Below are 21,047 nucleotides of genomic sequence, written 5' to 3' on the forward strand. Positions count from 1 at the left end.
AATTATTTGTTTATTTCTATTTTCCATAGCCCCCTAAAATCATTTAGCTTATAACCGATTGCTTTATCATTTGGGTATAGGCTTTTAATCTTTTGTAACGTCTTTTCTTCAATGTCAGTTGTTGAGTTTCCATGACATTTCATGCAGGTAGGCATAGCGAGGTTAATTCTTTTGTAATACACATATTGGCTTTTTGCTTTGAATAATGTGTCTACCAATTCTTGCTTTTTTTTGAATTCATCAAAAACAGAACGATCCGTTTCTGTGTCTAAGTTGTTTTCAGGATTTCGATTTTTGTCTGATATACGTTGGATACTCATCCGAACTTCTTTTGATAACGAATCTGTAATGGGTATCGCTTTAACATGGCAAAAATTCACGGCATATTCCGTTCCGTCCTTTTGTATGGCAGCAGCTACATTTTGCAACAAAACATTTTGGGATACTGTCGTAATAGAATCAGCCTGATTTTTCAGGGCAGAAATTTCTTTTTCATTATGTGTAGTTTGCTGACACGAAACTATGGTTAATACTAATAATAAAGTCGATATTCTCAATTTCACTGTTCTGTTTTTGTCAAAAATAGTTCATCTGAAATATTCAGTGTGTAACATTGGTTACAAAACAATGAATATGATCTTGTTATTTTTGCTGTCACTTTAAACTGTGCTCTGTTGATTATGTTTCAACTTCTAACAACATACCGGAAGATTGTAATCGTTTTATTAACGATTATTTTGGCTATTCCGTGTTCGGTAAAAAGGGATCTGAAACAGCAGTTCAATATTGAAAGTAATCAGCCTGCAAAAAATAATTCTGCTAAAATTGGTTGTGCTTCTTTCTGTTCCAATTACATAAAATCTAACAAAGAACAGAAACAGCAAGTTTTCAAAAAAAACGCATCTCCATTCTCTTTTATACAAAAAGACAGGGTTGTTGCTCATCTTATTTTCCCTATTTTAGACCAATATCATTTCTATAAGGAAAAAATTCCCACACATATCCGCAACCAACAATTCTTGATTTGATACTTTGATGAATTTGCTGTTTCATACAGTAATAATTTTTTAATTAGTATTTATCAAATCAGAATTATATATGGACAAAAAAAATCAGATAAACGGATTATCCGTTTTGTTGTTGCGTATTACACTCAGTGGTATATTTATCGTTGCAGGTGTATCACATCTGTTAAATCCTGAAGGAGTAACTCAACGTATTCAAAATGCTCCTTACAGCGGTTTTGCTACATTATTTGGCGATCCACATTTATTAGGGATTCTCTCAGGCTACGTACTGCTCGTTTTTGGCATTGCTTTGCTGTTGGGAGTATTTACCCGTTGGTCTGCCATTATCTTATTTATTACACTCATTCCCATTACGATTACTATACAAATGGGAAATGGATTAATACATGGACCGTTGTGGAAGAACATTGCCTTATTTGGTGGTCTTTTGTTTTTTATCCTCAACAATCCGAAATCATTCAGTCTTTATAACAAATAGTAATAACATTTAAAATCAAAATAAAATGAAAAAACAAATCATTTTCATCGCTATATTCCTTTTAGGAATCACACTATTTCATGATGTAAAAGCTCAAAGCCTTACCACATCGCAAGTCGAAAATGCCATCAAAAAAGATGGGAAATATGCACTTTTAGTTCAAAATTCTATGCACTTTATGGTATCGGTAATGACGGGTGAAGAATACAAAACGAAAAATGCAGGCATTCAGTTCGAGATTATCCTGATAGGTGAAGTCGTAAAAGATTTAGCCGAAAAAGAAGACTTGAAACCTTTCATTCAAAGAGCGGAAAAAGCAGGAATTAAAATCGTGGTTTGCGAATTTGCTATGAACAAACTCGGTGTCAAAAAATCGCAATACCATTCATCAATTCTTACTACACCTAACGGTTTCACATATCTTTTTGGCTTGCAGGAATTAGGATTTAAAACCATAACGCTTTAATCGAACTGTATGAAAAAATTAGCAATATTATTCAGCTCAATAGCGATGCTATCTTGTAGCGACAACAATAAAGAAGAAGTCATTACCATTCTGCAAACTGCAGATATACACGCTTACCTGAATCCGCACTCAGAATTATTCGTTGAAAACGATTCAATCCTTTTCAGAAATGCAGGAGGATTAGCCAACATCAAAACTTTGGTAGAGTCGGTACGTCAGGAAAATCCCGATGGAACTGTTTTTATCGATGGTGGCGATCTAATTCAGGGAAGTGGAGAAAGTGTACATTCTGAAGGAAAAATATTTCCTTCTCTTGTCCAGCAGATGAATTACGATTTACTGATTCCAGGCAATTGGGAAGTTATCTATGGCAAGCAGGTAATGCTCGATGTGATGAATGGTTATAAAACCAACGTCATCGTATCAAATATGTATTACGAAGCGGACGATAAACCGATTTTTCCACCTTATTGGATTACCGAAAAAAAAGGCATTAAAATGGGGTTCATTGCCTACAATGATCCAGAGGTCCCGATACGACAAAACCCCGGTTTCAGTAAAGGATTGAAATTTACAGAAGTAGAAAATAACCTTAAAGAACTCATCAAAGAGCTTAAAGAAACCCAAAAAGTAGATTTGCTCTTTCTGGTGGCACACATTGGCATTTCCAAGCAGGTTTTATTGGCAAACAATCCTGCGGTAGAAGGTGTAGATTTCATCTTTGGAAACGATACGCACGAACGTATCCGAAAACCGATAAAAGGCAAATTTACAACGGTAGTTGAACCCGGAGCTTTTGGTTCGTTTGTAGGAAAATTGGATTTGAAAATCAAAGACAAAAAAATAATCGCTTACGATTATGAACTGATGGAAGTTGACCCAGAGAAATATCCCGCAAATGCCGAAGTACAGCAATTGGTCGATCAGTCGTTGGCTCCCTACAAAGAAGATATGCAACGGATTTTGGGCTATACTTCGACACCGATGTACCGCTACTTAGTGGTTGAAAACCCCATGGACAATATGATTACCGATGCCTTGCTTTGGAAATCAGGTGCAGATTTTGCTACGTCCAATGGTTTTCGTTTTGGTGTGCCGATTGTTCCTGATGAAAATGGTAAAAAGGCGATTACCAAAGAGGATTTATGGCGGATGCTCCCTGTGGACGAACACATGAAAATCGGCGAAGTTACTGGCCAGCAAATCAAAGACTGGTTGGAAAAGGAAATCAATAATGTATTTGCCAAAGATCCGTCCAAACGTTTCGGTGGTTGGCTGGTTCGATTTTCGGGCATGACCTTAAAATTTGACAGTTCCAAAGAAATGGGCGAACGGGTATTGGAAGTAACCATTCAGGGCAAACCGATGGAACTCGACAAAACTTATAAAATGGCGTCTTGTAACCGTACCGGAGAGCCTTTGCACGTGTTATGCCGTATGCCAAACGGTAAAAATGTTGAGATTAAAGATTATACTTTGCACGATGCCGTAGAAGAATATTTAAAGGTAAAAGGAACAGTAAATCCTGTACTGGACGGACGTTCAATTGCGGTAGATTTAGGCACAAATGCTTTCTCTCAAATGGCGGAAACAGGGTATAAATTTCGATAGTATAAGCGGTAAACTAAAAATAATGAACAGAACAAAAAAAAATTATATGCTTGCATTTCATTTCTTAGTCTTATCAACTGCTATACTTGCGGGTTGTTCTAATGTTGATGGTAAACATAATAACAAGGAGCGAAAAACAACGACAGTCACTGAAAAAACGGATATTCGTACAGACAATGGTATTACATTTCAGGATGGAAATGGTAAGATAGTGGCATTAAATGATCTAAAGGGCAAAGTTGTCTTTATCAACTTCTGGGCGACCTGGTGTCCGCCTTGTATTGCTGAAATGCCTTCTATCAACGAGCTGAAAGCAAAATTTAATGGAAATGAAAATATCGTTTTCCTGATGGTGGATGTAGATGGGAAACATAAGAAAGCACAGGCTTTCATGGATAAGCGTAAATTTGACCTTCCTGTGTATGTCCCACACAGCGAAATCCCCAAGGAGTATTTAGGTGGAGCAATACCTACGACGATTATTCTGGATAAGAAAGGTGCTATTGCAGCAAGGATTGAAGGAGGAAGGGATTATTCCGCTCCAGAAATTCTCAATGGGTTAAAAAAGTTGATAGCGGAATAACAAGAAGTTAAAAAAATCCGAAGATGTGAAATCTTCGGATTTTTTTATAGATTTTCTTTTATCAATCTTTCCAATTCATTGGCTTGAAAAACCCCTGATTGTCGCCATTTGATTTCTCCATTTTTGAAGATAGCCAATGTCGGAACACTTCGTATTTGATATTGTGCTGCAACTTGTTGGTTTTGGTCTACATCGATTTTAATAATCGAAGCTATATCGCCAATACGCTCTTTTAGTTCTTCTAATATAGGAGCCTGCATTTTGCAAGGGCCACACCATACCGCAAAAAAATCCACCAAAACCGGCTTATCCTGATTAATTATTTCCTGAAATGTCATTCTTTTCTTTTTTATTGTTTTTAAACATAGAGAATACCAAACCTCCCATTACCGAGCCATATAACGTGCTATTGATTGGATTGGATGTAATGGCACAAGTACCTGTGTTGCAGCCGACAAATTTCCAGTACAAAAATCCAGCTATGGTACCTAATGATATTCCTATGATGGTTAAAAGGTTTTTTCTTATAAATGTATTCATCACTGTTTTGGTTTTACTTCTTCATAGGTAATGTATTCTGTAGCTTTGTTTTTTCTTGAGTTATAAGTAGTGCTACAACCTGCCGTACCGCAACAGCCGATGTTGAGCAAAGGCATCAGTGTAAATAATCCGCCTAAAGCAACGAACATCCATTCGTTTGCCTGAATACCTTGGACAATCACAATAATTCCCAAAACCAGACGGATAATCCGCATAAAATTCCAGTTGCTTAAATAGTTTTTCATTTGTCTGCTCTTAATTCTCTGTAATTACTTTCTGTACATTGTTCCAAGTTCCGCCATTGACAACGTTATTAAAACCGTTTTTTTCTAAAATACTCTTTGCTTGTCCGCTACGGTTGCCACTTCTGCAAAATACAACGATGTGTTTTTTACCCTTGAATTTAGATAATTGCCCAGAAACTTTATCCAATGGAATGTTTACTGCTTCTTTTACGCTTCCGGATGCAAATTCAGAAGGCGTGCGAACATCAACCAGAAAAGCACCTTCTTTGATAACTTCTTTTAGCTGTATATTGTCTTTCTGACCGAAAAGATTTTTAAATAATCCAAACATAGTTATACCGATTACAATAATGATGATAAATATGATATTCTGTTTTTGCATCATTTTCCATTTTATACGATTGAAAAAATGGTATGAGGATTAGTTTTTTTGTAATACCTCATCCAAAGTTTGTTGTACATTTTGCCAAGGACCTCCGTTCACTACATTTTTAAATCCGTGTTGTTGCAGGATTATTTGTGCATTTCCGCTTCTTGCTCCGCTTCGGCAGAAAACGATAATGTTTTCTTTGTTTTTAAATTGTGAAAGCTCCTGTTCCAATACGCTTAATGGTATGTTTATGGCACCGTTAACACTTCCTGAATTAAATTCTTCAGGAGTGCGTACATCAACCAAAAAAAGAAAATCTTTATCTAAAAACTTATCTTTCGAAAGTTTGTCTAATAACTCTAACATATGATGTAAATATTTATGATAAGAAGACTGACCCAAAATTTGCGTAAAGCCAATCTCCTTATTCTTAATGATTAAATTGATTTTTTAGCTAAGTACCAATCCACTTGTTCTAAAGTCGTATCGGCTTTACGTTCTTTTAATCCTTCCAATGTTTTTGGTGCTCCTACGATTACTTTGTCGCCCGGTTGCCAGTTGAGTGGCATAGCTACTTTGTATTCATCGGATGTTTGAAGTGCCAATAAAGAACGTTTAATTTCATCCATATTACGACCTACATTCAAAGGATAATACATAATTAGTCGAATTTTTCCTGCCGGATCCATGATGAATACGGCACGGACAGCCGCAGTTTCGCTTTCGCCCGGTTGCAACATTCCGTACAATTTGGCTACTTTCATATCCAAATCTGCAATAATCGGGAAGTTGAACAATACACCTGTCTTTTCGTCAACGGCATTTACCCATGCGATATGTGAATGAATGCTGTCTATGCTTAACCCCATCAATTTGGTATTGTGCTTTTCGAAGAAATCGCTTTCGTTGGCAAAGCCCGACATTTCGGTCGTACAAACCGGTGTGAAATCGGCAGGATGGGAGAATAAAATCACCCAGCTTCCTTTGTTGTATTCCGAAAATTTGATTACTCCTGTAGTAGTTACTGCTTCAAAATCGGGTGCCATATCGCCAATTCTTGGCATTGTATTTATTTGATTTTCCATTTTTTTAAATTTTAATGTTATTTAAGTATTTAACTATTTACTTCCATCCATTCTTTCATTCCGGCAGAATAGTTCTTGACATTTTTGAAACCGTATTTAGCCAACAATGACTGAGCAATTGTTGCTCTGTCACCGCTTTGACAGTGGATGACGATTTGTTTGTCTTTGCTGAATTTGTCCAGATTGTCTGTTAGTGTTCCCACAAAAACGTTATCTGCACCTTCTACGTGATAGGTTTCGTATTCTGTTAATCCTCTCACATCGACGATTTGTGCATCAGGATTTCCGATGTACGATTTGAATTCTTCAATATTGATAATGTCTTCGGTTTCCAATTCCAATCCCAAGTCTTCTACGTTGGAGATGTATCCGTATATGTTATCCAAGCCTATTCGCATCAGTTTTCTGGTCAAATCTTCGATTTGATTATCATCAGCAACTAAAACAAATTGTTCTTGATAGTTCAGTAACCAACCTGCCCATGTAGAGAAAGAATTATTGCCCTGTATATTGATACTTTCCGGAATAAACCCTTTTGCAAAATCTACTTTATTGCGAGCATCGATAACTTTCAATCCGTTGTTGTAGGCTGTCAAAAATTGTTCTTTCGATAATTTTGGGTGTTTAGGAACCTCCACTAATAATGGACGATTTACTTTGTTCAAGTGTTTCATCATCGCAAAATATTTTGGTGGTTCTGGTTGTCCTTCCAAAAGATATTTCACAAAGCCCGCTTCATCATCTTCGTATTGAAATGCCCAATTGCGGATTTTTTCGTAACCAACTGTTGTACTTGGTACTGCTCCCAAAGCCTTGCCACAAGCCGAACCTGCTCCATGTGCCGGCCATACCTGCACGTATTCCGGTAATTTAGCAAAGCGTTGAATGGATTCGTACATCTGCTTCGCACCTTTTTCTTGTGTGCCGATTAATCCTGCTGCTTTTTCCAATAAATCCGGACGGCCAATGTCTCCAACAAAAACAAAATCTCCCGTGAATACCATTACCGGTTTGTCGGTTGCCGGGTGGTCAGTCAACAAAAAACTGATACTTTCCGGTGTATGCCCCGGTGTGTGCAATACTTCTAATGTCAAGTTTCCTACACTGATTTTGTCACCGTGTTTCAGCTTGGCATGATGCGGAAACTGGTATTCCCAATCTGGTCCTCCTTCGTCTGAAAGATACATTTGTGCTCCGGTCACTGCTGCTAATTCGCGTGAACCGCAGAGAAAATCGGCATGGATATGCGTTTCTGTAATATGGGTAATTTTCATATTGTTTTGCTTCGCAATTTCCAAGTACACATCTATATCACGTTGTGCATCGATTACAATGGCTTCTCCTTTTGCCTGACAGCCTATAAAGTAGCTTGCCTGTGCCAGACTTTTGTCGTATACGTGTTGAAAAAACATAATTTTTATTTTTTAAGATTTTAAATTTCCTACGGCACAGCTTACATAAGACTTTGCCTTTTTTAATAATGAGTTATTGCCTTTTTGCGGATAACCCAAATCATTCAGCTTTTGAATGAAAGGTTCTATGTCTGAATCGGATTCGATGGTTACGGTTTCTGTGTCTTTATCTATGTTGACTTCCTGCACACCTTCCATTTGCTGAAGAGCCGTTTTGATGCTGTTCATACATCCGCCGCATTTTATATTTTCTACTTCTATCGTGTGTATCATTTTATTCTTAAAGGTTAAATTATAATACAAATTTACCATCATAAATCAGCTTATAAAGTAACATTGGTTACACTGACTAAAAAAGCCGATATGTTTTAAATACCGGCTTTTTTGGGATTATAACATAGTGGTCGGACAAACGTAATCGCTCACCTTGAATTTCCCCGAAGCTTTAATGGCATCGAATCCACCTTGAACATCAATCAGGTTGTCATATCCTCTGGCTTTAAGAATAGAGTTGAAAATCATAGAACGATAACCACCTGCACAATGGACATAATAAGTTTTGTCTTTGTTTACTTCAGCTATATGTTCGTTAATATAATCCAAAGCAATGTTTTCGGAATCTAAAACGTGTTCTGAAAAATGTTCACTTTTTTTGCGTACATCTAATATATTCAAATCAGGATTTTCTTCCATTCGTTTTGCCAGTTCATCTACTGAAATTGATTCGATAGCATCAGTTTCTTTACCTGCCTTTTTCCATGCTTCAAATCCGCCTTTCAAATAACCAATGGTATTGTCGTAACCCACACGAGCCAATCTGGTAACGATTTCTTCTTCACGACCTTCATCGACAATCAATAAAATGGTTTGCTTAATATCTGGAATTAATGTTCCTGCCCAAGGAGCGAAATTTCCATCGATACCAATATTGATTGAATTTGGAATAAATCCTTTAGAAAATGTTTGTGCATCACGCGTATCCAGCAACAATGCGTCAGTTTCGTTGGCAGCAGTTTCAAATGCTTCAGGACTTAAAGCTTGCGTTCCTTTGTTCAATACTTCATCAATACTTTCGTAACCTTTGATGTTCATCAGCACGTTTTCTGGAAAATATCCAGGAGGTGGCATTAAGCCATCCAATACTTCTTCGATGAATTTTTCTTTGGTCATCGGCTGCAAAGCATAGTTGGTTTTCTTTTGGTTGCCTAAGGTATCGGTCGTTTCTTTACTCATTTTTTTACCACAAGCCGAACCTGCTCCGTGTGCGGGATATACTATTATGTCGTCTGCTAAAGGAATAATTTTGTTGTGCAGTGAATCGTACAAATGAGCGGCTAATTTCTCTTGAGTTAAGTCGGCAATTACTTTCTGTGCCAAATCCGGACGACCTACATCGCCGATGAATAAGGTATCACCGGTAAACAAAGCAGTTTCCTTTCCAGTTTCATCAATCAATAAAAAGCAAGTACTCTCCATAGTATGACCCGGTGTGTGGATGACTTTGATTTGGATATTTCCGACTTGTAAAATTTCACCATCCTCAGCAACATATGCGTCAAATGATGGTTTTGCAGTGGGACCAAAAACAATCGTTGCACCGGTTTTTTTAGCCAAATCCAAATGACCACTCACAAAATCAGCGTGAAAATGCGTTTCCAATACATATTTAATTTTAGCCCCGTCTTTTTCCGCTTTTTCAATATAAGGTTGTACTTCACGAAGCGGATCTATTACCACAGCCTCTCCATTACTTTCAATATAATAAGCTCCTTGAGCCAAACATCCTGTATAAATTTGTTCTACTTTCATTCTTTATGGTTTTTTAATTGTTTTAAATTTTATACTACAAAATTACAACCTGCTTATAACCTGTACAGTAACATAAGTTACAAGACTGTTTTTTTATAAGAATAATTCCTTGATGAGGATATAGATTCCCATTACGAGTACAAACCAGCCGAATGCGGATTTAAGTTTATTGCCTTCGATTTTTTTAGATAGAAAAATCCCGATAAAAATCCCGACAACGGATAATCCGGTAAAGATGGATAGCAAAGTCCAGTCTATGGTTTCACTACCTTGCAAATCACCTGTGAATCCCAACAGTGACTTTGCTGCAATGATAAACAAGGAAGTTCCTACAGCTAATTTCATAGGCATTTTTGCTAATAAAACCAATGCCGGAATAATTAAAAATCCACCGCCTGCACCTACCAATCCGGTTAGTGTACCAACTAATGCTCCTTCCAGAAGAATCATCGGATAGTTATATTTTATTTCACCGGTGTCTGCATCATTGCAATGCGGGCAAGGACGTATCATCGATATCGAAGCAAAAATCATTACGATGGCAAAAAGCACCATCAAGGCGATAGGTTTGGTAAATTCAAAGCTTCCGATAGAGATAATCACATCAGGAATTAAAGGCATCAGATAGGCTCTGGTTAAATATACGGCAATGATAGACGGAATACCAAAAATAAATACGGTTTTGAAATCTACTTTTTTCTGAATGGCGTTTTGAACGCCACCTACCAAGGATGTAGTTCCCACTACAAATAAGGAATACGCTGTAGCTAATATGGGGTTAACGCCCATCACATACACCAAAATAGGAACCGTAAGTATGGAACCTCCGCTACCTATAAGCCCTAATGAAACACCTACTAAAACGGCTAATAAATAGCCTATAAGATCTGTCGTCATAATTCAAAAATTAAATGATATGGCAAAATTAAAATACCACGATAACGCAGGCAGTAACAATTGTTACAGAGCTAAAAATTAAAACTAAAAATCATTGGATGGCTATTTATTCTATACTGTGTAACAAGTGTTACAATTTTTTTTGTAATTTAGAAATACATTTACAGGTGCATATATGCGGTAACAAAACCTGATATTCAAACGCTTAAAATATTCCTTATGGAAGACATGATCCTTTACAATCGGCTACAGTTTGCCTTTACGATTACCTTTCATTATTTGTTCCCTCAGCTCACTATGGGACTTTCTCTGATGATTGTTTATTTTAAATGGAAGTTCCTGCGAACGAAGAATGAAGACTACAATAATGCTTCTAAATTCTGGATGAAGATATTTGCATTGAACTTCGCAATGGGTGTTGTAACGGGTATTCCGATGGAATTCCAATTTGGCACGAACTGGGCTAAGTTCTCTGAGCTTACTGGAGGTATCATCGGACAAACATTGGCAATGGAAGGAATGTTCTCCTTCTTTTTAGAATCTTCTTTTCTGGGCATGTTTCTTTTTGGTGAAAAGCTACTTGGACAGAAACTACACTTTCTATCGGGACTGATGGTTTTCATTGGTTCGTGGGCAAGTGGTTTTTTGATTATCGCTACACACTCTTGGATGCAACATCCTGTCGGTTACGAAATTTTGGAGAACGGAAAATTTGTATTGAACAATTTTGGTGCTCTATTCAATAACCCTTGGCTGTGGCCTTCATATCTACATAATCAAATGGGTTCGTTAGTAACGAGTTCTTTTTTTGTGGCAGCCGTTGGAGCTTTCTATTTATTGAGTAATAAGCATAGTCGCTTTGGGAAGATTTTTGTAAAAAGCGGAGTCGTTTTCGGGGTGATTTCTTCTGTCATATTGGCTTTCCCTACGGGAGATTGGGCGGCAAAAAATGTGGTTAAATACCAGCCAGCAACATTTGCTGCGATGGAAGGTATTTTTGAAACAGAAAAAGGAGGATCTGAAATCGTTTTGGTTGGACAACCCGATATGGAAAACAAAAAACTGGACAATAAAATCGCTGTACCCAATGTACTTAGTTTTCTTACGTATCAGCGTTGGGATGCTGAAATTAAAGGTTTGAATGAATTTGATGAATCCATACATCCTACCAATGTCCCCGGTTTGTATTATGGTTATCATATTATGGTTGGTTTGGGCACAATTTTCATTGGTATTATGGTATTTGCTTCTTTTTTACTTTGGAGAAATAAATTATATCAAACAAAATGGTTGTTGTGGATACTGATGTTTATGATACCTTTTCCGTACATAGCCAACACAGCTGGATGGTACACAGCAGAACTTGGCAGACAGCCTTGGTTGGTTTACAATCTGATGCGTATGGTAGATGGAGTTTCTCCTACCGTATCTTCGGGAAATACCTTATTTACACTTTTGGGTTTTGTTGGACTGTATTTACTTCTTGGACTGCTTTTTCTTTTACTTGTTTTAAAAATCATTCGCAAAGGACCTGAAGCTAAAATTGCATTAAAATAAATGGTTATGGAAATATTTTGGTTTATTGTATTAATGGTTATGTTGGGGATTTACATTATCCTCGATGGGTATGATTTCGGAGCCGGAATCGTGCATTTGTTTTTTGCAAAGACAGAAGAAGAAAAGAAAGCCGTAACCAATGCTATCGGTCCTTTCTGGGATGCTAATGAAGTGTGGCTCATTGCTGCAGGTGGTGTTCTGTTTTTTGCATTTCCTACGCTATATGCTTCTGCTTTCAGTGGTTTCTATTTACCATTGATGTTGGTATTATGGTTGCTGATATTCAGGGCTGTGGGATTGGAACTGAGAGGACAAGTACATCACAGAATGTGGGAAGCAATATGGGACAAAGCATTTGGGATTGCAAGTTTTCTGTTGGCTCTTTTCTTTGGTGCAGCACTCGGAAACGTGGTAAGAGGTGTAAACCTTGGAATGGTCGAAAATGGTGTTTCTACACAAGAAGCTCATTATTTCTTTCTGGCACTTTGGAACCCTACGTTTGATCCGCTTGCAGTGCATCAGGGAGTTATTGACTGGTTTACCTTGTTATTGGGACTTGTCGCGGTTGTAACATTAACCATTCACGGGGCTAATTGGATTATACTTAAAACATCCACAGACCTTAATCAAAGGCTAAAAAAGGTAATTTTTAAATTGAATTTTGTATTGTTGGCACTGGTTGTTACTTCTGCTTGTTTATGGCATTATGTAAAGCCCTTTCCTTTAAATAATCTGCAAACGCATTATTGGCTTTGGATATTCCCGATAATTGGTGCAGTAGGTCTAATCGGTTTGTTCAGAATTACCAAATTCAAAAAAGACAGCACCGGATTTTTATTTTCTTCTATGTTTATTTTTGGGAGTTTTGCTACTACTATAGCTTCTTTGTTTCCGACATTATTGCCATCTACAAATGGAATTAACCCTTCATTGACTGTGCATAATGTGGCAGCTCATGAATATGGATTGTCAGTAGGATTGTATTGGTTTATTATTGCAGCCATTTTGGTGGTTGTATATTTCATTATTCAGTTTAGGGTATTCAAAGGTAAAATGGATGATGTAGGATATGGAGAGCATTAAAAAAAACTCAAAGACTAAGCATTTGACTTAGTCTTTGAGTTTTATCGCTAAAATTTCTCCTGTCGCACAAACAATTCCTTCAGCAGAAAGTGTCATATCTACCAAGATTTTTCTGCCCTCTATACTTCGGAGTTTTCCTTTTAGCTCCAACTCTTTACCCATTGGTGTAGGCGCTTTAAACTCAACTTTAAGCGATGCTGTTACACATCTTACAGAAATAATTGTTGCATTTTCAAGATCAATATTTTCTGCTAAACAAACAAAAGCCGCAGCCGAACCAGTTCCGTGACAATCTAATAAGGAAGCTACTAAGCCACCATATACACTACCGGGAATTGCTGTGAATTTCTCATCGGGAGTAAAATGCGCAATAGTTTCATCCCCGATTAAATACGTTTTTAACTGATGACCGTTTGGATTGTTTTTTCCACATCCATAGCAATGTGCGAGTTCATCGGGATACAAATCTTGGATTGCTTTTCTTTTATGATGCATTCTTGTTTGAGAATTTGAAATTACTTCACAAGTTCATTGTTTTTATCTTTCCAATCGTTAATTCCACCGGTATAATTCAGAATGTTTTCAAAACCGTTTTTTGCAAGAATAGAATAAGCAATTGCCGCTCTTGTTCCGCTTTGGCAATGGATGATAACAGGTTCTTTTTTATTGATTTTATCAAGATTGTTTTCAAGTGTATTCAGTGCTATATTTTCAACACCTTTGATATGACCACTTTTGTATTCGTTTTCGGTACGAACATCAATTTTCTGAATGTTTTTGTTTCCTAAATATGATTTGAAAGTATCTATATCAATGGTTTTTACATTTTGCAAAGCCAAATTTTGTTCAGACGGATTGGTTATATACCCATAGATATTGTCCATCCCGATACGCATTAGTTTACGGGTCAAATCCTCGATTTGATTTTCATCTGCAACCAAAACAATTTGATTTTGATAATCAATAACCGAACCAGCAAACGTAGAAAATGTTTTCATATTTTCAATCAGAAGACTCCCAGGAATAAATCCTTGACTCGAAACTGCTTTAGGACGGGCATCTATAACGATTAACCCATTTTTAATTGCATTATCTATTTCTTTTTGATTGAGTTCAGCAAGTTTTGGTACTTCAACCAATAGCGGACGATTTACTTTGTTCAGATGTTTCATCATCGCAAAATATTTTGGCGGAGCGGGTTGCTCACTCAAAATATAGTTTACAAAATCTTTTTCTTTTCCTGAAAATTGCAAAGCCGGATTGGTCAATTTTTCTTGTTTCAAAGTAGATTGCGGAATATTGCTCAAACTTTTCCCACAGAAAGAACCTGCTCCGTGTCCCGGCCATATTTCGGTATCTTCGGGTAATTTCATAAAACGTTCGATAGAAGCATAAAGTTGTTTTGCTCCAACTTCCTGCGAACCAATTTGTCCTGCTGCTTTTTCCAATAAATCAGGACGGCCGACATCGCCTACAAAAATAAAATCTCCGGTAATGGCTTTGATTGGATTTTTTGTGCCGTCGTTAACCAAAAAAGTCAGGCTTTCGGGCGTATGTCCCGGTGTGTGAATGACTTCTATCGTAATACTTCCGACCGAAATTTTATCGCCATTTTTCAGTCCGGTGTGTGGAAAATCGTATTGCCAGTCTTTTCCGCCTTCGTCGGATAAATACAGCGGTGCTTTCGTAACTGCTGCGAGTTCTCTCGAACCACTGAGAAAGTCTGCGTGAATATGAGTTTCGGTTATTTTCGTTATTTTCAGATTGTTTGTCTGAGCTATTTCCAGATAAGTGTCAATGTCTCTTTTAGGGTCGATTACAATCACTTCTTTGGTTTCTGTATCGCCGATCACGTAACTTGCCTGTGATAGCGTTTCGTCATAAATACGCTCAAAGAAAAGAGTTTGTGCAAATGAGAAATTGGACAAGAAGAATATTGCTACCAACCAAAGAAAACTGTTTTTTAAAAAGATGGATTTCATATATTAATTGCTTTAAAATTCAATGTTTAAAACTATCTACACTAACTTTAGTACGTTATTAGTGTAGTAACAAATCGTCAAAATTAGCAATTCCCATTTTGGCGGAAAGTAACATAGGTTACATAGGATGCAGGAATAAAAAAATATTCAAAAAAGCAATTGTTCCATTTTTTAATCTTTCAACCTATTCTTTGTTGGTCTCAAAATAGATATTCGGTCTTCCAAAAATCCATTTTACGAATGAAACAACCAATGCAATCGGAATTATGAATATAGCGGCTATAATCATTCCGTATTCATACAACAAAGAACTATCTGAATAAGGTTTCCCTTTCTTTCTGGCACGGAGTGCACTCATTGGTAAGCCAATCATATTGCCCATCAGCATCAGTTGAATGGCAGCTAATATAATTCTTGCTTTTTCTTTTCCGTATTCTTTTACAATGGCTTCGTATGTTTCCATTTCGGGCAATCCACGTGTTTCGGCATAATGTTGAGCAAATAGGACGGCTTTCGATTCTTCGGGTTTGACAAAGCTTTTGTCTCCCGTAAGGAAACCCGATATTTCATCGTTATTCATTCCCATTTTTAATGCCATCTGCGTATGGGCGTATGAACATACGGCACAAGAGTTGACCTCAGTTACTGCCAGTTGCAATCTTTCTAAAAATTGTTCATCAATGGTGTTCTGTTTTTTATTTTTGATAAATACTATTGCTGACCTCGGTGCTAATACCAGCGAACGAAATAGTTCCGATAAAGAAACTTTTCTTTTATACGAAGTTTGATTTTCAATGTTTTGAGGTATAGATATGTTATTGTTCATTGTATTTAATTTGTATGTCCACCAATGATGTTTCCGTCTTTCATTTCTATGGTTCGGTCACTTTTTTGAGCGAATTCATCATCGTGGGTTACAGCGATAATGGTCTGTCCAAAACTGCGTGTCAGGTCTTTGAAAATATCAAAAACAATGTCTGTATTTTTACTGTCCAAATTACCTGTTGGCTCATCACCCATAATAATCAACGGATCATTAATTAACGCTCTGGCAATGGCAACACGTTGTTGCTGTCCACCCGAAAGTTTATTCGCAGGTTTAAGAGCCTGATCTTCCATACCCAGCATTTTTAACTTTTCATAAGCCCGTTCTTCTATTTCTTTTGGAGAAAACTTACCAAGTTTCAGTGCGGGAATCATCACGTTTTTCAGGCAGGTAAATTCTGACAGCAGGTAATGAAACTGGAATACAAAACCTATTTTTTCGTTTCGGATTGCAGCCAGTTCATCAACCGATTTTCCGGTAATTAATTCATTATCTATCATTAAATTTCCACTATAGTCTCTGTCCATAGTGGAAAGAATATAGAGCAAAGTAGATTTACCACTCCCTGACTTCCCGACAAGTGTTAAGAATTCTCCTCTCTCTACTTCAAAACCAATATTTTTCAACACCTGAAATTCTACCGGGTCATAAAAATACTTGTCGATATTTTCTGTTTTTAAAACGATATTTTTATCCATGATTTACTTTCTAAAAATGCTGACCGGATCTACTTTTGCTGCTTTACGGGCTGGAATGTATCCGGCAAAAAATGTAATCACTAAGCCCATAACAATTCCCTGAATGAATTTCTGCAGTTCATAATCTACAGGAAAGTATCCTATGTCACCACCGATGTAAACCTTTTTCAACAAGGTAATCATTAGCAATGCCATCAGCATTCCGCCAACTACACCGATCAAGCCAATAGATAATGCCTGCGTTACAAAAATCCGTATCACGTCGTTCCCTTTAAAACCAATAGCCTTTAATATGGCAATGTCATTTATTTTTTGGGAAACGGTCATGTTCAGGATATTGTAAATGCCAAAACCGGCAATGAGCATAATGGCTGTAGAGACAAAATTGATCATAATGAACCGCATTTTGCTGAGTGCCATCAGCGATTCGTTACTCTCTTTCCAATCTTCGGATTTGTATCCGGTTAATTGAGATAACTTTTCGGCAACGGCTGCCGCGTGGTGCGGATCTTTTACATTGACACTGATGTCTGTTACATACACATTGTTTTCTTTGAGCAATTGCTGAGCGGTGTATAGATTAACGTACGATTTGGTGTCGTCGGCAGTTGAATTAAATGATCGAAAAATACCTGCTACACGCAGGTTCTTAGTTACACCTTTTTGTGATGTAAGATTGATGTTATCACCAAGTGCCAAGTTCATTTTTTCTGCTATTCCTATACCGATTACGATGCCGTTCGGGTCGGATTTCAGGGTTTCAAATTTGCCTTCAACCATTGATGATGTAATGCTGTACATCATATCTGCTTCATCTGGCTTTATCCCGATGCTTAATCCACTCACTTGAGTTCTTCCGTTATTATAAAACACGCTTGTGTTTACCTGGGCTGTTACCACAGTTACTTCCTTTTGCTGTTGTGCCATTTCTGCAATACCGTTCGGGTTAATGATAGTATTGACTTTGGGTACTATTTTCGGATTAGAAATCAGGTATTCGGCAGCAGTATCACTTACCAGATTTTTGCTGATGACATCATCATGGTACAACCGAATATGTGGCGTATTTTTGAAAATATTTTCGTCAGATGCTTTATCAAAACCAACCAGTAAACTGTTCATGAAAATATAGATCGACATTCCGAGCAACACACCAAGAACGGCTACAGCAGTCATTTTTTTGCCCGAAAACAGATAGGTTCTGGCTATGTCTGTATTAATATTCATCAGTCTAAGGTTTTATATGTTCCAGAATATCATCTTTGCTAATTCCTTCCAATATTTCTACATATTCGGTAGAAATGATACCTGTTTTTACAACAACGGGTTCGTCTTTCCCTTTTAGTTTTACCTTATTTCCAAAGCCCAAATAACTTCTCGGAATTAATAAAGCATTCTTCTTTTCGCTTGTCAAAATATTGGCTTCCAACTGTGTGCCGTAAATACTACTTGAAGGTGCTTCATTCAGCAACACTTTTACAACAAATGATTGTGTTTTTTCATCAAATGCAGCCACTATTTCACTGATTTTGCCTTCGTACACGTTGCTTTTATCTGTGTTAAACTGTATATAAACCAATTGTCCCAATTTTACTTTTCCGATGCTTTTTTCATCTACGTTCAATACCACTTCCGGTTTGCTGTCATCAGCAATTGTAGCAACAATATCTCCTTTTTTGACATAATCTCCTGTTGATTTCAGCTTGTTGACAATCGTACCATTTTGAGGTATTATCAGTTGATTGTATCGTTCTATCACTTTGCTGTTTTGTAGCTGATTTTTGTTAGAAATCTGCTGTGTTTTGGCACGTTGCAACAGTTCTGCTTTTTGCTTTTTTAAGGCATTCAGCTGTGCCAGTGAATTTTTTGCTGCCAATTGCATATTTTCAAATTCTACCTTGGCTACACTTTGCTTTTGGAACAGGCGTTCATAACGTTCAGCTTGTTGTTTGTCTTGCTCGTATTTGCTTTCTGCATAGCGAATGTTTTGTTCCAGTTGCTGAATTGCAGGCGAATTTTCCGTTAGGTTTTCGTTGGCAATGGTTAATTGTTCCTCTGCCGAATGCGTATTGATACGGTTAGACGGATTGTCGATAACCGCAATAACTTTTCCTATATTCATTTTGTCTCCCACCTCAAAATTAGCTTCGGTCAATACGCCATCTGTTTGTGCCGTGAGATGATAAGCATCATCCCAATCGAGCATTCCCGATGCAAAAACCAATTCTTTTATATCTTTTACCACCGGCTGCGCTTCTTCCTTTGAACCACAGGATTGTAGTGTAGCGAACAGTACAATGGTAACGAGCAACTTTATTTTCATAGTTTAAAACTTATTATTGATGATAATTTTATTTTCACTAAATCCAATGCCTGCCAAAGCTGTAATAACATTTAGCTGGCTCAGCAGCATATCCGTTTGTGCAGTAAGTAATTTGTCTAAGGGCAGAATATTTTCCTGATACTGATCGAAGTATTTCTGATAAGTATCTTCTTTCAAGGTTTGAATTTTCTTAAAATTTTCGAGCTGTGAAGATGCTTTTTCGTACTCCACCAACAAATTGCTATTGCGGGTTTGGTTTTCACGCAAAAAATGAATACGATCATTTTCCGCCATTTGCCATTGCATTTTTTTCTCTTTTACTGCCGAGTATTTTGAAACGGTAGTAGGTAAATCCCAACTCAAACGAAGACCAACGTAATTAAAATCAATCCAATTGGAATTAGAATGAAAAAAAGACGCATTACTCAAGTTTTGCCAATTAAAGGAAGATACAAATCCCAAAACGGGTAACTGTTGTTTCTGTGCCGCTTTCCATTCCTGTTCTGCCACTTTTTCTCTCAGCTGATAATGGTTTACCCATAAATTGTTGTTTGCTTCTGTCAATATTTGTTTATGATCAAAATCTCGAATGTTTTGATTTAAAATGGGATTGACTTCATTCTCAAAAAACAAAGCAAGATTTTGCTGTTGGATTTGGATATTAAATTGCAATTGCGAAAGCTGATCCTGTAATCGAATAAGGTTCACTTCGGCTTCGTTTACATCTTGTTTGCGTACAAGTCCTTCTTCAAATCTGTTGTTTACGATGGTTAAAATTTGTTTTGCAATGACAATATTCTGCTCTACCATCTGTTGCTGTCCCTGAAACGATAAGATATTAAAGTAAATGCCGTTCAACTGGTCATAAATAGTCCATTCGTTTATTTTTTGCTGATTGGCTACCAGTTCCTGATTGGTTTTGGCAAGTTTTATACGGCTTATATTTCCAAGGTTAATAATATCGAACTGCGGCTGTATGCTGAATGTGCTTACATATTGCAAACCCATTGTGATTTCACGAAAAGAACCGGGCAAACCGCCGAAAACTTCGGCAGAAATATAATTGGTTTGCAAATTCATATTATCAATAACCTGAGCCGATACCGGAATTCTCGGATTAAAGGCACTTCCAACTGCGGTTTTTCTGGTCAGCTCTGCTAAATTTTGCTGGATGATGTCATTTCTGAAACTGACTTTTTTCTCCTTTGCAAAGGCAAGTACTTCGTCCAGCGTATGAAATTCTTTCTTCTCCTGCGACCATACCATAAAAGGCAATAAAAGGATGACTATTAGTAATTTATGTTTGTGAATATTCACTAACTTTTTCATTCAAAAAAATATTATAAATTAGACCTTTATTAAAGCTAAAATGCTATCCATTGTTTTTTGTCCCTGAACCTCAATATCAAATTCAAAAGAAGCCAATTTCCACTTCAGCATTTGCAGCCGAAACGTACCCATAACAATATGCACGAGTTCTTCTGAAGCTATTACTGTTCTAAAAACACCTGTCTCTTGTCCTTCCTTTATCAGGGAATTGAAACGGATGAAATTGGTTTGTAATAATTGCTGTATGGCATTTTTCACCTCATCAGAATTATCAATCAACCCGTCTGATAAAACAATATTGATGAAACACGGATTTTGCTTGAAATACGAAAACTGACTTTTAAAAAGTGTTGTAAACTTTCCTTCCGGTGATTGCTTTGTATTGATAATGGCATCAAAACGCTGGGTAATATTTTCTGATAAATAAGCAATTAATAGTGTTACGATTGCCTCTTTATTTTTGAAATGACGATACAAAGCACTTTCTGAAAAATGCATTTCCCGAGCCAAATTTTTAGTTGTAAGCCCTGCAATGCCACTTTCCATCAATATTTTACCTGATGCCTTTATGATTTCCAGCTGTCTTTCAGACAAATTCATTTAATCCAAACTATTTTAAAAATGTAAAAGTAGTTTAGCTCATTAAGCTACACTGTAACAAAGGTTACACAAATAAAAAACGAGGACATTTAATCCTCGTTTTTCACTAAAGCTATTAAACAGCT

The 21,047-nt window shown here is 37.0% G+C and carries 25 protein-coding genes; 6 read left to right on the top strand and 19 right to left on the bottom strand.

Annotated elements, in window-relative coordinates:
• Positions 1–2: 2 nt before the first annotated feature.
• On the bottom strand, positions 3–563 hold the full coding sequence (locus ACPDG9_RS03570; RefSeq protein WP_286395972.1) for a Tll0287-like domain-containing protein: 561 nt from the start codon (positions 561–563) through the stop codon (positions 3–5).
• A 535-nt stretch (positions 564–1,098) separates the two neighbouring features.
• On the opposite strand from ACPDG9_RS03570, the gene ACPDG9_RS03575 reads away from it, so the two are divergent.
• Genes ACPDG9_RS03575 through ACPDG9_RS03590 form a run of 4 tightly spaced genes read left to right on the top strand, consistent with a single transcriptional unit; the run spans position 1,099 to position 4,166 of the window.
• The gene (locus ACPDG9_RS03575) at positions 1,099–1,506 is read left to right on the top strand and encodes a DoxX family protein (protein WP_286385850.1); all 408 of its coding nucleotides are present in this window, start codon (positions 1,099–1,101) and stop codon (positions 1,504–1,506) included.
• Between the two features lie 25 nt (positions 1,507–1,531).
• Positions 1,532–1,972 carry a DsrE family protein gene (locus ACPDG9_RS03580; RefSeq protein WP_286385851.1) on the top strand — a complete coding sequence of 147 codons (441 nt, stop codon included), beginning with the start codon at positions 1,532–1,534 and terminating at the stop codon, positions 1,970–1,972.
• A gap of 9 nt (positions 1,973–1,981) precedes the next feature.
• The gene (locus tag ACPDG9_RS03585; RefSeq protein WP_286395970.1) at positions 1,982–3,583 is read left to right on the top strand and encodes a bifunctional metallophosphatase/5'-nucleotidase; all 1,602 of its coding nucleotides are present in this window, start codon (positions 1,982–1,984) and stop codon (positions 3,581–3,583) included.
• 22 nt (positions 3,584–3,605) lie between these two features.
• Positions 3,606–4,166 carry a TlpA family protein disulfide reductase gene (locus ACPDG9_RS03590; RefSeq protein WP_286385854.1) on the top strand — a complete coding sequence of 187 codons (561 nt, stop codon included), beginning with the start codon at positions 3,606–3,608 and terminating at the stop codon, positions 4,164–4,166.
• Positions 4,167–4,210: 44 nt separating this feature from the next.
• Here the strand turns inward: ACPDG9_RS03590 and trxA are convergent, their stop codons facing one another.
• The 10 genes from trxA to ACPDG9_RS03640 all read right to left on the bottom strand — a co-directional run bounded on the left by trxA (position 4,211) and on the right by ACPDG9_RS03640 (position 10,524).
• Positions 4,211–4,504, bottom strand: a complete 294-nt coding sequence (trxA, locus tag ACPDG9_RS03595; RefSeq protein ID WP_286385856.1) for a thioredoxin — start codon at positions 4,502–4,504, stop codon at positions 4,211–4,213.
• Positions 4,482–4,706 (bottom strand): DUF6132 family protein, encoded by a 225-nt coding sequence (locus tag ACPDG9_RS03600; RefSeq protein ID WP_286385857.1) that lies wholly within the window; start codon positions 4,704–4,706, stop codon positions 4,482–4,484. Before ACPDG9_RS03600 ends, trxA begins: the two co-directional genes overlap by 23 nt.
• The gene (locus ACPDG9_RS03605; protein ID WP_286385858.1) at positions 4,706–4,951 is read right to left on the bottom strand and encodes a hypothetical protein; all 246 of its coding nucleotides are present in this window, start codon (positions 4,949–4,951) and stop codon (positions 4,706–4,708) included. Before ACPDG9_RS03605 ends, ACPDG9_RS03600 begins: the two co-directional genes overlap by 1 nt.
• 10 nt (positions 4,952–4,961) lie before the next feature.
• Positions 4,962–5,336, bottom strand: coding sequence for a rhodanese-like domain-containing protein (locus ACPDG9_RS03610; protein WP_430526428.1), 375 nt, complete (start codon positions 5,334–5,336; stop codon positions 4,962–4,964).
• A 36-nt stretch (positions 5,337–5,372) separates the two neighbouring features.
• Positions 5,373–5,687: a rhodanese-like domain-containing protein gene (locus ACPDG9_RS03615; protein WP_286385859.1), complete on the bottom strand. Its 315-nt coding sequence runs from the start codon at positions 5,685–5,687 to the stop codon at positions 5,373–5,375.
• Positions 5,688–5,758: 71 nt separating this feature from the next.
• On the bottom strand, positions 5,759–6,406 hold the full coding sequence (locus tag ACPDG9_RS03620) for a peroxiredoxin (RefSeq protein WP_286385860.1): 648 nt from the start codon (positions 6,404–6,406) through the stop codon (positions 5,759–5,761).
• A gap of 29 nt (positions 6,407–6,435) precedes the next feature.
• The gene (locus ACPDG9_RS03625) at positions 6,436–7,818 is read right to left on the bottom strand and encodes an MBL fold metallo-hydrolase (protein WP_286385861.1); all 1,383 of its coding nucleotides are present in this window, start codon (positions 7,816–7,818) and stop codon (positions 6,436–6,438) included.
• A 12-nt stretch (positions 7,819–7,830) separates the two neighbouring features.
• Positions 7,831–8,091, bottom strand: coding sequence for a heavy-metal-associated domain-containing protein (locus tag ACPDG9_RS03630; protein ID WP_286396012.1), 261 nt, complete (start codon positions 8,089–8,091; stop codon positions 7,831–7,833).
• Between the two features lie 117 nt (positions 8,092–8,208).
• On the bottom strand, positions 8,209–9,627 hold the full coding sequence (locus ACPDG9_RS03635) for an MBL fold metallo-hydrolase (protein WP_286395968.1): 1,419 nt from the start codon (positions 9,625–9,627) through the stop codon (positions 8,209–8,211).
• 93 nt (positions 9,628–9,720) lie between these two features.
• The gene (locus ACPDG9_RS03640) at positions 9,721–10,524 is read right to left on the bottom strand and encodes a sulfite exporter TauE/SafE family protein (protein ID WP_430526429.1); all 804 of its coding nucleotides are present in this window, start codon (positions 10,522–10,524) and stop codon (positions 9,721–9,723) included.
• A 219-nt stretch (positions 10,525–10,743) separates the two neighbouring features.
• Between ACPDG9_RS03640 and ACPDG9_RS03645 the strand changes: the two genes are divergently transcribed.
• Both ACPDG9_RS03645 and cydB read left to right on the top strand, forming a co-directional pair.
• On the top strand, positions 10,744–12,081 hold the full coding sequence (locus ACPDG9_RS03645; protein WP_286385865.1) for a cytochrome ubiquinol oxidase subunit I: 1,338 nt from the start codon (positions 10,744–10,746) through the stop codon (positions 12,079–12,081).
• Positions 12,082–12,087: 6 nt separating this feature from the next.
• Positions 12,088–13,164, top strand: coding sequence for a cytochrome d ubiquinol oxidase subunit II (gene cydB, locus ACPDG9_RS03650; protein WP_286385866.1), 1,077 nt, complete (start codon positions 12,088–12,090; stop codon positions 13,162–13,164).
• A 27-nt stretch (positions 13,165–13,191) separates the two neighbouring features.
• Here the strand turns inward: cydB and ACPDG9_RS03655 are convergent, their stop codons facing one another.
• The 8 genes from ACPDG9_RS03655 to ACPDG9_RS03690 form a co-directional block, all read right to left on the bottom strand.
• On the bottom strand, positions 13,192–13,659 hold the full coding sequence (locus ACPDG9_RS03655) for a PaaI family thioesterase (protein ID WP_286385868.1): 468 nt from the start codon (positions 13,657–13,659) through the stop codon (positions 13,192–13,194).
• Between the two features lie 20 nt (positions 13,660–13,679).
• Positions 13,680–15,146 carry an MBL fold metallo-hydrolase gene (locus tag ACPDG9_RS03660; RefSeq protein WP_286385870.1) on the bottom strand — a complete coding sequence of 489 codons (1,467 nt, stop codon included), beginning with the start codon at positions 15,144–15,146 and terminating at the stop codon, positions 13,680–13,682.
• 184 nt (positions 15,147–15,330) lie between these two features.
• Entirely contained in the window at positions 15,331–15,972 is a 642-nt protein-coding gene (locus ACPDG9_RS03665; protein ID WP_286385872.1) for a carboxymuconolactone decarboxylase family protein, read from the bottom strand.
• Positions 15,973–15,977: 5 nt separating this feature from the next.
• Positions 15,978–16,670, bottom strand: a complete 693-nt coding sequence (locus tag ACPDG9_RS03670) for an ABC transporter ATP-binding protein (protein WP_286385873.1) — start codon at positions 16,668–16,670, stop codon at positions 15,978–15,980.
• 3 nt (positions 16,671–16,673) lie between these two features.
• Positions 16,674–17,897 carry an ABC transporter permease gene (locus ACPDG9_RS03675; protein WP_286385875.1) on the bottom strand — a complete coding sequence of 408 codons (1,224 nt, stop codon included), beginning with the start codon at positions 17,895–17,897 and terminating at the stop codon, positions 16,674–16,676.
• Between the two features lie 4 nt (positions 17,898–17,901).
• Entirely contained in the window at positions 17,902–18,993 is a 1,092-nt protein-coding gene (locus ACPDG9_RS03680; protein WP_286395966.1) for an efflux RND transporter periplasmic adaptor subunit, read from the bottom strand.
• Positions 18,994–18,996: 3 nt separating this feature from the next.
• Positions 18,997–20,322 (bottom strand): TolC family protein, encoded by a 1,326-nt coding sequence (locus ACPDG9_RS03685; protein WP_286395964.1) that lies wholly within the window; start codon positions 20,320–20,322, stop codon positions 18,997–18,999.
• Positions 20,323–20,340: 18 nt separating this feature from the next.
• Entirely contained in the window at positions 20,341–20,922 is a 582-nt protein-coding gene (locus ACPDG9_RS03690) for a TetR/AcrR family transcriptional regulator (protein ID WP_286385880.1), read from the bottom strand.
• Between the last annotated feature and the right edge of the window lie 125 nt (positions 20,923–21,047).

Origin of the sequence: Myroides sp. C6-3, assembly GCF_050522425.1 — a bacterium.
Taxonomy (GTDB): Bacteria; Bacteroidota; Bacteroidia; order Flavobacteriales; family Flavobacteriaceae; genus Flavobacterium.